Origin of the sequence: Methylosinus sp. C49, from assembly GCF_009936375.1 — a bacterium.
Classification (GTDB): Bacteria; Pseudomonadota; Alphaproteobacteria; order Rhizobiales; family Beijerinckiaceae; genus Methylosinus.
Map to the genome: position 1 here is coordinate 135,709 of NZ_AP022333.1, position 12,362 is coordinate 148,070.

Annotated in this window: 10 protein-coding genes; 4 read left to right on the top strand and 6 right to left on the bottom strand. The window is 65.3% G+C overall.

All coding sequences use genetic code 11. From position 1 onward, the window contains the following. Positions 1 to 49: 49 nt before the first annotated feature. Positions 50 to 1,174 carry an LLM class flavin-dependent oxidoreductase gene (locus tag GYH34_RS19010; RefSeq protein ID WP_244635409.1) on the top strand — a complete coding sequence of 375 codons (1,125 nt, stop codon included), beginning with the start codon at positions 50 to 52 and terminating at the stop codon, positions 1,172 to 1,174. Here GYH34_RS19010 and GYH34_RS19015 read toward each other — a convergent pair. From GYH34_RS19015 to GYH34_RS19030, 4 genes are read right to left on the bottom strand one after another with little or no spacing between them, the layout of a single operon-like run. Then, entirely contained in the window at positions 1,099 to 1,893 is a 795-nt protein-coding gene (locus GYH34_RS19015) for an ABC transporter ATP-binding protein (RefSeq protein ID WP_161915183.1), read from the bottom strand. The two genes, GYH34_RS19010 and GYH34_RS19015, sit on opposite strands and share 76 nt — an antisense overlap. Next, on the bottom strand, positions 1,884 to 2,909 hold the full coding sequence (locus GYH34_RS19020; protein ID WP_161915184.1) for an iron ABC transporter permease: 1,026 nt from the start codon (positions 2,907 to 2,909) through the stop codon (positions 1,884 to 1,886). The genes GYH34_RS19015 and GYH34_RS19020 overlap by 10 nt, the downstream gene beginning before the upstream one ends. Then, positions 2,878 to 3,885: an ABC transporter substrate-binding protein gene (locus GYH34_RS19025; RefSeq protein ID WP_161915185.1), complete on the bottom strand. Its 1,008-nt coding sequence runs from the start codon at positions 3,883 to 3,885 to the stop codon at positions 2,878 to 2,880. The genes GYH34_RS19020 and GYH34_RS19025 overlap by 32 nt, the downstream gene beginning before the upstream one ends. A gap of 23 nt (positions 3,886 to 3,908) precedes the next feature. Continuing rightward, entirely contained in the window at positions 3,909 to 5,981 is a 2,073-nt protein-coding gene (locus GYH34_RS19030) for a TonB-dependent receptor (protein WP_161915186.1), read from the bottom strand. Between the two features lie 603 nt (positions 5,982 to 6,584). Between GYH34_RS19030 and GYH34_RS19035 the strand changes: the two genes are divergently transcribed. Then, positions 6,585 to 6,731, top strand: coding sequence for an FCD domain-containing protein (locus GYH34_RS19035; RefSeq protein WP_244635410.1), 147 nt, complete (start codon positions 6,585 to 6,587; stop codon positions 6,729 to 6,731). A gap of 146 nt (positions 6,732 to 6,877) precedes the next feature. Here GYH34_RS19035 and GYH34_RS19040 read toward each other — a convergent pair whose 3' ends face one another. Together GYH34_RS19040 and GYH34_RS19045 are read right to left on the bottom strand one after the other, a co-directional pair. After that, positions 6,878 to 7,708 (bottom strand): DJ-1/PfpI family protein, encoded by an 831-nt coding sequence (locus GYH34_RS19040; protein WP_161915188.1) that lies wholly within the window; start codon positions 7,706 to 7,708, stop codon positions 6,878 to 6,880. Between the two features lie 8 nt (positions 7,709 to 7,716). After that, positions 7,717 to 9,963 carry a TonB-dependent receptor gene (locus GYH34_RS19045; protein WP_161915189.1) on the bottom strand — a complete coding sequence of 749 codons (2,247 nt, stop codon included), beginning with the start codon at positions 9,961 to 9,963 and terminating at the stop codon, positions 7,717 to 7,719. 258 nt (positions 9,964 to 10,221) lie between these two features. Between GYH34_RS19045 and GYH34_RS19050 the strand changes: the two genes are divergently transcribed. Both GYH34_RS19050 and GYH34_RS19055 read left to right on the top strand, forming a co-directional pair. Then, a complete protein-coding gene (locus GYH34_RS19050) occupies positions 10,222 to 10,899 on the top strand; it encodes a response regulator transcription factor (RefSeq protein ID WP_161915190.1) in 678 nt (225 codons plus the stop codon). Continuing rightward, entirely contained in the window at positions 10,899 to 12,347 is a 1,449-nt protein-coding gene (locus GYH34_RS19055) for a HAMP domain-containing sensor histidine kinase (RefSeq protein WP_161915191.1), read from the top strand. The genes GYH34_RS19050 and GYH34_RS19055 overlap by 1 nt, the downstream gene beginning before the upstream one ends. The last annotated feature ends 15 nt before the right edge of the window (positions 12,348 to 12,362 follow it).

The window sequence follows — 12,362 nt, forward strand, 5'->3', positions numbered from 1 at the left end:
AATATATAAAATGGAGGGCGTTCGATTGAGACCCGAGGCTGTTGAGAGTGTGGACGACAGACTCGGTCGTGCGAGCCCGTCGCTCGAATCCCCGCGACCGAGCGAGCGATTCCGCATCGGTCTGTCTGGCTGCGGCGGTGGGCTGGAGTCCGTCTCGACATCGCAATTGCTCGATCTCGTCGAGAAGGTCGAGGCGCTCGGCTTCGACGCGATGTGGATCAATGAGGAGCATTTCCAAGGCAGCATCATCGAGGTGGAAGGACGGCGTTGCCATTCTCCGATCGCGCTCGCCGCGGCGATGCTCGCGCGCACCAAAAGGCTACGCGTCGGCTTTTCGGTGCTGCTGCTCGCGCTGCATCATCCCATCCGCCTCGCCGAGGAAATCGCGACTCTCGACGTGCTCTCGGACGGTCGCGTGGATTTTGGAATTTCGCGCGGCGGCAACGGGCGCTATCTCGAGGCTTACGGCGTTCCGGCCGAGGATGTGAACACGCTGTTTCGCGACAATCTCGCGCTCATCCGGCGCGCCTGGAGCGACGAGAAGATCGCTTTCGGCGAAAATCTGCTCTCCATCGAGCCGAAGCCCACGCAGCGGCCGCATCCGCCGATCTTCATGGGAACCTATACGGACGAGACTGCCGCCTGGGCGGCGCATGAGGGCCATTCGCTCATCCTGCACGGCATCACCAGCATGGCCAATCAACGGCGCTTGCTGAACGCCTATGTCGTGGCCGGCGGCGATCCCGGCCGCGCGCCCTTCGGCCGCTTCGTCTATGTGAGCGAAACGGATGCGCGGGCGCGGGAGGAGCTCTGGCCGACGGTCGAGAAGCTGACGACGCGTTTGCGCGGCTTCGGCCTGTTCAATCGTAAGGGAGTCGTCGCCGAGGCGGATTTGGAGCCGGAGAACTTCTATCGCGACATGGTGATCGTGGGCTCGCCCGAGACCTGCGCGCAAAAAATTCTCGCGCTCAACGCGGAGCTCGGCGTCACCTATCTCAATGCGCTGAGCGCCTTCTTCGGATTTCTCCCGCTGCCGCTGCTCGAGAAGTCGCTGGCCCTGCTCGCGAGGGAGGCGCGGCCGCTCGTCGACGCCGGTCTTCAGAAAAGCTCGGGAACGAAGGCGACGACGCCCCTCGCCTCCGCATCCTCGAGCCTCAGCAGCGGCGCGCCATAGAGGCGGCTCATCGACTCGCGGTCGCAGACGTCCAGCGCGCGGCCTTCGGCGATCAGCCGGCCGCCGCGCAGCAGCGCCACGCGCGCATCGAGATTGAACGCCTGATCCGGGAGATGCGTCGTCATGATCACGGCTTTTCCGTCGGCGGCGAGGCTCTTCATCAAGCCGAGAACGCGGCCCTGATTGCCGAGATCGAGGCTCGACGTCGGCTCGTCCATGATGATGATCGGCGCATCCTGCGCGACGGCGCGGGCGATGAGCGCGAGCTGGCGCTCGCCGCCGGAGAGCTGCGTGACGGGCTCGGCGCGCAAATGATCGACGCCGATGTCGCACATCGCTCGGCGAGCGATCTCGCGATCGCGTAGCGATGGCGAGCCGATCCCGTCGATATGCGCGGTGCGGCCCATCAGCACCAATTGCTCCACAGTGAAGGCGAAGGCGCTATATCCCGATTGCGGCACATAGGCGATGCGCCGGGCGATATCCCGGCGCGAGAGGCCACGCAGCTCGTCGCCTTGCGCGCGGACCGTTCCGCGCTCGGGCGTCGCGAGACCGAGCAGGCAATGCACGAGCGTGCTCTTGCCGGCGCCATTGGGGCCGAGCAGCGCGAGCAGCTCGCCGGCGCGCAGCGCGAAGGAGACCGAATCGAGCGTGAGCTCGCGCTTCGCCCCGCGTCGGAAGCAAAGATCGACGATTTCCAGCGCCGCCGTCACGACCATTGCTCGGCTCTGGTCCGCATGACCAGGAAAAGAAAGAAAGGCGCGCCGATCACCGCCGTCATCACGCCGAGTGGAATCTCGATGGCGGAGGCCGAGCGCGCGATATCGTCGACGCCGAGCACGAAAAGCGCGCCCAAAGCCGCGGTGGCGACAAAGGCGCGTCCGGGCTCCATGCCGAACGCCATCCGCGCGATATGCGGAATGAGCAGACCGACCCAGCCGATGATGCCCGCGACGCAGACGGTCGCCGCCGTCATCGCTGTCGCGCAGAGGATCACGATTGTGCGGAGCCGGGTCACATCGGCGCCGAGCGCAGCCGCCTCTCGCTCGCCGAGCGCGAGCAGGCTGATGCGCCATCGCAGCGCGTACAGAAGGCCGCCGCCGAGGAGAACGGGCGCGGCGACGGTGGCGGCGTCCATCGCATTGGCCTTGGCGAGACTCCCCATCAGCCAGAAGGTGATCGTGGCCAGCGTGTCGATCGGATCGGCGACATATTTGACGAGCGAGATCAGCGCCTGAAACAGCGCCGACATCGCCATCCCGCAGAGGATGAGGGTGACGAGGGAATTGCCGCCGACGCTGCGGGCCGCGAGATAGGCGGCGCCGACGGCGGCGAGCCCGCCCGCGAAAGCCGCCGCTTCGACGCCGAGAGTCGGGAGATGGAACAGCAGCGCCAGCGAGGCGCCGTAGCCGGCGCCGGCGGAGACCCCGAGCAGCGCAGGCGAGGCCATGGGATTGCGGAAGACGATCTGATAGGCGGAGCCCGCGATCGCAAGCCCCGCGCCGATCATTATGGCCGTCGCGATGCGCGGAAGCCGCACCATCAAGATGATCGTCTCCGCCGTCGCGCCGACCTGCGAGCGCTCGTTGCCGCCGAGAAGCGTCGCGGCGATCGTCGTCAGCGATAGGGGATAGCGACCGATCGCCAGTGACGCGACGATCAGCGCGCCGAGCGCGAGGATCAGCGCAGCGATCGGCGCGCGGTCAACGCCCGGGAGAGTCCGCCAATATCTCATCGATCTGCTCTTTGCCGAGCGGCACATGAAAAAAGCGATCGTAGAAGGATCGCATCTCGTTTTCGAGCGCTGCGCGGGGGAATTTCTCGGGATAGAGAATCGAGGCGGCCCAGAGCACGGTGAGCGGCTGCTCGATCGTGCGATTGGCCCAAAGATGCGCGCCGCCGGGCGCCACATGCACACGGCCGTTGCGCACAGCCGCGACGTCGCGCAGCCGCGGCTCCGCCTTCACCAGCTCGACCTCCGCGCGATCAGGAACGATCACCACCTCGGGGTTCCAGCCTATCATCTGCTCGAGCGAGAAAGTGACGCTCTCCTCCGTCCTTCGGTCGTCGGTGACGCTGTGTCCGCCGGCGCGCGCCATCCACCATTCGGCGATTCGGTGCGGCTGCGTGAGGCGGCGATAATTCACATAGAGCACGCGCGGTCGTTGCGCTTCCTCGATCGGGCCGAGCGTCGTCGCGACGCGCGCGAGCGTCTCGTCGAAATAGCGGATATAATCCTCGGCGCTCTTCCGCTCGTCGAGGATTTCTCCCAAGAGCCTCATCAGCGTCTTGACGTCGTCCGGCTCACGCCATTTCAGCAGCACGGCGGGCAGGCCGAGGGCCGAGAGCTTGTCGGTTGCGCTGCGATCCATCGTCAAAACGAGATCGGGCCGCAGCGCGACGATATCCTCCACCGCGAGGCCCGCGGAGCTCTGCACCACCGGCCGCGTCGCGAGATCGGGGGCGAAGACGAATTGATATTTGCGCGTGAGCTCGCGCGGCAGCCCATTGGCGATCGCCTGCTGCCGGCCGAAGGCGAAGAGAAAACCGTTGAGAACCGGAACCGGGCCGATCGTGACGATGCGCGAGATCTCGTCGGACAGCGTCACGCGGCGCCCGTCCATGTCGAGGATCGTTCGACATTCGCCCGGCGCGCCCGACGCCAGCAGCGCCAGAGCGAGGCAGACGATGCGCGTCAAATGCATCGACATGGACGGGTCCCCTCGCATGGCCGTCAGAAAGACGCCGACATGCCGGCGAAGATCGTCCGCGGCGCGCCGACGAAATAGGAGGTGCTGTTCAGATTTGTCTCGGTGACGGAGATCGCGCTGATGTAGCGATGATCGAAGAGATTGCTCACTCCGGCGGAAACGGTCATCGGCGTCAGGCCGAGCTTGCCGCCGAACTCATAGGACGCCGTAACGTCCACGAGCGCGTACGGGCTCACCGCCTGCGTATTGTCGGCGAGGCCGTAGCGCGTGCTGTTGAAGCGGAAGACCGGCGTGATCGAAAAGCCGTCGCGATAACAGGTCGCTGCGAGCTTGGCCGAATAGCGCGGGGTATAGGGCGTCTGCTTGCCGCCGACGCGCATGATCGAGGAAGCGCCGGCGGCGACATCGGCGACATAGGTTTCGGCGGCGATTGTCGCGCTGCCGGTCAGCGTCAGCCAATCGGTCGCCTTCCAGCTCGTCTCGAGCTCGAAGCCGCGGCCGACAGTGGCGGCGTTGCTCTGATAATAGCTCTGTCCGACGGCGGGATCGAAGACCAGCACTTCCTTCTTATGCGTCCAGAAACCGAAGAAGGTCGGCGCGATCGTCAGATCGCCGGTCTGATAGCGCAGGCCGACATCGACCGCGTCGACCGTCTCGGGCCGAATCCGTCCCATGAGCGTCGCGAGATTGATTCCCTTCGCGAGAAAGGCCGCCTCGGCGCCGAGGAAAGCGCTCGCCTGCGGCCCCCAGTCCGGGCGGCCGACCTTGCGAGAATAGCTGGCGCTGGCGCTCCATTCCTCCGAAAGGCGATGGCGCACGCCGAGATTGGGCAGCCATTCGTAATAGGTCAGCTCGGGCGCGCTGGCGTTCGTGTCCGGCGACGGGCGGAAGCTCCACACATCTGAATAGGCGACGTCGGGCAGACCTGCCGTGTTGAAATACTGCAGATTGGGCGTGCTCTCTATGTGGAGGCGCACGCCGCCGGAGACGGTCGTCGGGCCAAAGGTCTGCGTATATTGCGTGTAGGGACTGAAGAGCTTGTGCGTGTCGCTCGTCGCGAGCGTGGAATAGCGCAAGAAATTCAGCGTGCCGAGCGGCGTCGCCGTATAGAGTTTCTGATGCAGGGGCGGCGGCTCCGGCTCCGTCGACTGAGCCCAGAAGCCGAGCAGGAAATCGGCGTCCCACGGCAGATGCTTGCTATATTCGATCGTGCCGCCGAGATTGTAATTGCTGATCGGCCACAAGCGGACATTCGCGCCGGCGACCGTCTCTTGATAGCCGGTGTTGCGCCAGTAATAGGGCTTTGCGACGATCGTTTGAGTCGGATCGATGTGATAGGCGATCTCGGCGAAAATCGCATTCGTCACATGGCGGGTGCGGTTGAATGTGTAATAGCTGGCGTCGATCCCCGATCTTCCTGTGAGGCTCGTGTTATAGTCGAAAAAGGCCGTCGCGCCGAGATTTTGCGTCTGCGCGAATGTCAGCGGCATATAGCTGTTCGCCTTCTGATCATTGTGGACGCCATAGACAGCGACCTCCAGCTGGTCGCCGAGCGATTGTGTGAGGCCGAAAGCGACATTCTTGCGTCGCGCATCGCCCTCGCCCTTCCATTTCTCCGCGTCGGCAATCGACCCGGAGACGAAGAAGGACGTTCCTGTCGGCAAGCGCCCGGAGTCGATGCGCGCAAAAGTGCGATGAAATCCGTTGGAGCCGACGCCCTGAGAGATCGTCCCGCTCAATTTTTCTTTCGGCGGAAGCAGATTGAGGTCGAGCACGCCGGCTGCGTTGGAGAAGCCGAGGCCCTGATTTGCGGGAATGCTTCCGCGATAGAGGTCGATGCGGCCGATGTCGTCGAGATCGAATAGATCGGCGCCGCCGACAATGCCTTGGATCGGCAATCCGTTGATCGTTCGCGCCAGAAAGAAGTCCGACACGCCGCGCACCGTGATGCTGCGGTTGAAGGACAGGCCGTAAGGATCGGCCGAGTCCTCGATGACGCTCGGCATCATGTCGAGCGCCTTGTAGGAGCTCGCTTGCGCTGGACCGCCGAGAATCTCGATGCCTTCGCGCGTCACCGAGGTCTTGGGAGTCGGCATATTGTCTGTCGCCGGATCGCTCAATGCGTCGCCCGGTCGCCCGGAGCGAAAGCGATCGTTGGCGCTTCTCCCTCGATCGGGTCGAGGCGCGCTGTCGACGCCGATATCGATCGACGGCAGAACTTCCTGGCCTCGCGTGGGCGAGGCGGCTCCGAGCAGCGCCAGGAATGAGACGCCATATATTTTGCTCAGACGAGAGCAATGTGTCCTGCTATTTATGTCCATTCGAGTTGATGCCCCGCCGACCGCGCCGCTTTTCGCCATATAACTAGAATATATATTCATGTCCACGGACCTGGGCGCGGCGCGGCGAATTTTTTTAAAAAATGTTACGGTATTGCAAGTGGTTGCACTAAATCGTGGCGATCCTGACCGCAGGGGCGGCAATATGCCCGGTTCGGCGGCTGAGGGATCCTATCATCGACGCCGGCTAGCGGCGGCAGCGCCGCGTTTCCCCCGAACAAGAAATCGCGGGGCCTTTCCCGCGCCGACCTGCGCGACCAGATATCGGACTCCGAGCCGTGCGGCGATTTTATGCTCTTGCCGCATATGCTCGGCTCTCGTGACGAGCCGCGACCGTATATACGCGAGCTCGCGTCACAGATGCGCCGCCGGCCGGCGCCGTTCCGCCGCGCGCAATTTCGGCTCGAAGGGCGGCTGCAAAAATCCTGGGACGAGCACGACCGTATCGTCCAGTCGATTCTCGCGCGCGATATTGCCGCCGCCGGATCGGCCTCCCGAGATCATTAGACCGTCGTCGGCGCCGCGAGCGTGATTTTTGTCAACGACGCCGCCATCGCCACATGATTGTCGAGACGACGGCCGAGTTCCCGTAGCCGAGCCGACGATGAGCAAGCGGGCCGGTCGAGACTCGCCCGACGAGCTCTCGACGCGCGTCAGCGACTTCGCGTCTTGGCGAAGGCGGCTTTTCCGGCGTCGCTCATATCTTGCTTCAGCCCGACGAACATGCTCTCGATCATTGTCGTGACCGCGCGCGGCGCCGTCTCGGGCTCGCCGGCCGAGAAAGGCGGCTCCGGCGCATATTGCGCGAGAAGCTGCACGCCCTCTGCGTAAGTCCGGTCGCGCAATCGCGCGACGAGCGCGAGCGCGAAGTCGAGCCCCGCCGTCACGCCTTCCGCCGTGATCCGGTCGCGGTCGTGCACGACGCGCCCATCGGCGGGCGTCGCGCCGAAGATCGGCAGCAGCGGCTTCGTCACCCAATGCGATGTCGCCCGGTAGCCGTCGAGCAGGCCCGCCGAGCCGAGCAGCAGCGAGCCGGTGCAAACGGAGGTGATATGGCTCGCCTTGCGCGACGCCGTGCGCAGATAGGTGAGCGTCGCCTCGTCGCGCATGGCGGCGAGCGTCCCGTTCGAGCCGCCGGGAACGCAGAGTATATCGACCTCCGTCGCATCCTCGAAACGCGCCGAGGGCGTGAAGACGAGCCCGGTGTCGCTGCGCACAGGCTCTTTCGTCTTGGCGACGATCTCCACTTTCGCGCCCATGAGGCTCGCCAGCATATATTGCGGACCGACCATGTCGAGCGCGGTGAAGCCTGGATAGATCAGAAAGGCGATCTTCTCCTTTCCCATCCAATGCGCCGGCATGGCGGACATGTCATGCGAAGGCGGCGGAGCGGCGGCCTCCGCCGCCGTGAGCGAACCGCTCGCCAGCAGCGTCGCAAAGGCCGCGATTCCTTCGCCGAAACGGCGGCGGTCGATCTCGCTCATCGTCGCTCCTACATTCGCGCAGAGACGGTGACGAAGAAGGTGCGTCCTTCCGCCGGCGCCAGATTTCCCGAGAGATAGGGGTATTGCACGAGATAGCGCCGATCGCCGAGATTCTTGGCGTTGAGGGCGAAGGTGAAATTCTCGTGCTTATAGGTGAGCGCCGCGTCGAAGACGACATAGCCGCTCGTCGTCCATGGTTGGCCGAGCTCGACGACCTGACCTGAAGCGGCGTAGAGGCCCGCGCCGAGCGACCAGCCCGCCAGCGCGCCGGTGAAGGCGTAATTACCCCACAACCGCCCCGAATCCGGCGGCGCGAGATTGAGCGGAACATTTTGCAGCTTCGGATTCGCATTGCGCGAGATTTTCGCGTCGATATGCGCATAGCTCGCGAGAATGGAGAGCTCGGCGGTCGGCTGCCACACGAGGTCGGCCTCGAAGCCGGAAGAATGCCATTCTCCCGACTGCGTCTGCGTGAGGGCGCCGAGCGCCGTCGTCGGCACATTGGTGCGCTTCAGATCGAAATAAGCGAGCGTGCCGGAGAGGCCATAGAGTCCGTCGAGCTTGACGCCCGCCTCGAATTGCTCCGAGCCCTCGGGCTTGGGCGCGGCGCCATTCGGACCGTTGAAGAAGGTGACGGCGCGCAGGCCCTGCGAATAGCTTCCATAGACGGACAGCCAATCGAGAACGTCATAGGTCGCGCCGGCGCGCGGCAGCACTTTGGTCTCGCTGGTCGAGAAGGTGCGCGGCGGCGTATAGGCGCCCTCGTAACTGTCGATGTCGATCATGGCGACGCGCAAAGCGCCGAGGAAATGCAGGCGATCGAAGATCGTCGACTGCAATTGCACGGTCGCGCCGGCGTTCTGATACTGATTATTGCTCGCATTGAAGACCGCATAGCCGGACTGGCCGGGCAGCGGATTGGCGTAGAGCGGAAAGACGGGCGCGCGGAAATCGGTCGGCTGCGGGAAGCCGAACAGACCATAGATGCTCGAATCCGGGCCGGTCGCATAGGCCGCAGCCATCCGTCCACGCTCCCAGACGCGATTGAAATCGCCGCCGACGAGCAAGCGATTTTGCGTCGGCCCCATGTCGAATTTGGCGACGACATTGGAGGTAATCGCGAATTCGTCGAGCTGCTGCGCGAGTATCACGTTCAGCATAGCGAATTGGCTGGGCCCGCCATAGGCGCCGAAGGACGGGTCGACCGAAAAGGTGGGCAGATTGCCGGAGAAGGGAATTTGCGACGGCTCGTACATTCGCGAAGAGGTCCAACGCGCGCTGGTGAAAGTCGAGAACGTCTCGTCGAAGCGATGATCGAATCGAACGGTCACGCCCGACGATTCCGTGGTCGCGTCGGGCATGTGCGAATTGGCGAGGAAGCTCGTCGGGCGCAGCGAATAGAAGGAGCGGTCGATGGTTCCCGTGGCCGGAAGACCAGGATAGTCGGGCTGATCGCGACGCGAGATATGGCCTTGCACGACGAGCGACGTGTCCTCGTTCGGCGCGATCTTCAGCGTCGGATCGATCGAATAGCTGCGGCGGTGAACGACGTCTATGTTGGAATGCGTCGACTCATATTGCGCGGTCAGACGGAACAGCACGCTCTTATCGTCGGTGAGCGGCTGATTGACGTCGATATAGGGGCTGACAAAACGATAGCCGCCAGCGCGCACGCCGGCCTCGGCGAAGCATTCCGCTGTCGGCATTTTGGACACGACATCGACGACGCCGCCGACGGGGCTCGCGCCGCCCTGGAACAAAATGCTCGCAGGGCCTTTCAGCACCTCGATGCGCTCGACATTGGCGAGCAGATCGCGCACGCCGAGATCATAGTAATTGGGCAAGCCGTCGACATAGCGCTCGGCGCGCATGCCGCGCAGGCTCGGCCCGGTTCCGCCCGGAAACAGCGGATCGACCGCATGCAGGCCGGAGACGTTGCGGAAGGCCTCGCTCTGCGAGATCGCCTGTTGATCGTCGATGAGCTTGCGCGGGATCACCTGGATGGACAGCGGCAGCTCGCGGATGGGCGTCGCCAGACGCGTCGCCGTCGCGGTCTCCGCTCGATAGCCGCGCACCGGACCGGCCGTCGTCTGAACGGTCGGGGTCCCCTGCCCCACGTCCTCCGTCCCGCGTCGCGGACGGGCGCCGTCGATCTCGATCGGCGGCAGCAGCTCCTGGGCGAGCGCGCCGCCGCCCAGGCAGAATATGGCCAGCGCATTCGCGCCGACGCTTCGCAGAAGATCGCGATCGAGCATTTGGCCTCCTGATTTGCTCAATTCCCTCGATTGGACGCGCCGCATCCGCGTCGGGCGTAGGGAGCCAACCTTTCACGGAGATAACATGGAGCCGCGAGGACGGGGATTTCTCGCTCGCAGCGCCAGAGGTTGCGCGCCGGATGCGCCATGCCTTATGATCGAGCCCTTCGCGTGCGGCGGAGCGACAGAAAAAATGTATCGCAGCTTCCTATCCGGCAGCGCCCGCCTCGGGCTGTGCTCTAGCTTCCGCGTGTCCTGATGCGCGTCCTGCTGGTCGAGGACGAGGCCGAGATGGCCCATGCGCTGGCCCTGCGGCTCGGGCGCTCGGGCTTCATAGCCGATCATGTGGGCGCGGTGGGCGACGCCCGCGCCGCGCTCGCCTGTCACCGCTATGGTCTGGCGGTTCTCGACCGACGCCTTCCCGATGGCGACGGGCTCGACCTCCTGCCTGAAATTCGGCGTCTTCAGCCGGATGTCCGCATTCTGATCCTCACCGCCTGTGAGGCGGTGAGCGAGCGGGTCAGCGGGCTCGACGCCGGCGCCGACGACTATCTCGCCAAGCCGGTGGATTTCGACGAGCTGATGGCGCGCGTGCGCGCCTGCCTGCGCCGCGCCGGCGGCCCCGTCACGCCGCCCGTCGTGATCGGCCGGCTCGCCTTCGATCTCGCCGCCCGCGAGGTCTTGGTGGACGGCGCGCCCGTCGTGCTGCATCGCCGCGAGCTCGCTCTGCTGGAGGCGCTGGCGCGTAGCGCCGGACGCATCGTGCTGCGCGGTCGGCTCGTCGAGGAGGTCTATGGGTTCGACGACGACGTCGAGGTCAATGCGCTGAATATTCTCGTGTCGCGTCTGCGCAGACGACTCGCCGAGCTCGGCGCCGAGGTGGAGATTCATTCGGCGCGGGGGATCGGCTACATGCTCGCGAAAGCTTCGCCGTGATGCGCCGCCGGTCGCTCGCGCTGCGCCTGATGATCTATCTCGCGATCACGCAGATCGCCGGCACATTGCTGCTCGTTCCGATCGTGGATTTCCTGGTCTCCGTGTCGGGCGTCCTGCCCGGCTGGGAGATCTCGCGCGACGATTGGGGCGAGCATCGCCTGCAGGCCCTCGTCGCTCGCTCGTTGACGCGCGACGAGGCTGGCGCGGCGCGCCTCGAGCCGACGCCGGAGCTGCGGGCCTATCTCGCGGAAAATCCGCTGGCGCGCTACGCCGCCTTCGATTGCCGGAGCGGCGCCCTGCCCGGCTCGTCGCCGGAGCTGGTGCAGGCGCTCAGCGGCCTCGACCGTCTCGAGGCCGCGTCTTTGAAATTCCGCCTCGCGGGCGATGGCGACGCGCGGGCGCGTGGCGCGTTGCGGCGCATGCCCGCCGGCTCGGCGGCCTGCGCCATCGCGGCCTATGGCTATCGTTTCGCCTGGAGCGATCTCCACGCCGTCTCGGGGCTGTTCCTGACGTTGCACAGCGCCATCGTCATCGCGCCCGCCGTGCTTATCGCGCTGGCCATCGCATGGCTCGTCGTGCGCCGGGGGCTCGCGCCGCTTCGCGCCGCTGCAGCGGATGTGGCGGCGATCGACATGGACACGCTGCACAAGCGCCTCGGCGTCGATGACGCGCCCAAGGAGATCGCGCCCTTCGTCGAGGCCGTCAATGACGCGCTCGGTCGGCTCGATGCGGGCGTCGCCGCGCAGCGCCGCTTCACGGCCAATGCGGCGCATGAGCTGCGCACGCCGATCGCGATCATGCGCGCGCACGCCGATAATCCCGATGACGCCGCCTTTCGCTGCGACATGAAGCGCGACATACGCCGCGTGCAGACGATCGTCGAGCAATTGCTGGCGACCGCGCGCTTCTCGATCCGCGAGGCGCCCGCGGATGTGGACATAGATCTCGGCGAAGCCGTCCTCGCCATCGTCGCCGACTACACGCCGCTGATGATCGAGAACGGCCGCCGCATCGCCTTCGAGCCGCCGTCGACGCCGACGATCGCGCGTGGCGACAAATGGGCGCTCGAATGCGTCGTCGCCAATCTGCTCGACAATGCGCTGCGCGCCGAGCCCCCGGGGGGCGTCGTCGACGTTCGCGTGCTGCCGAGCGCCATCGTCGAAATCGCCGACCATGGCGCCGGCGTTTCGGACGCGGACCGCGACAGGATTTTCGAGCCCTTTTGGCGGCGCGACGCCAAGGGTCACGGAACCGGCCTCGGCCTCGCGATCTCCAAGACGCTCGCGGAGCTGATGGGGGGATCGATCTCGATCGTCGAAACGTGCGGCGGCGGCGCGACCTTCCGCATCGCGCTGCGCAAGAGTCGCGCCCCACAACCGATCAGATCCTCGAGCCGAGTGGAGTTCCAACGCGCGGAAGGCGGAGCAGAGGAGCTGCGCTCGGCCTGAGCCGCGCGGCCAGAA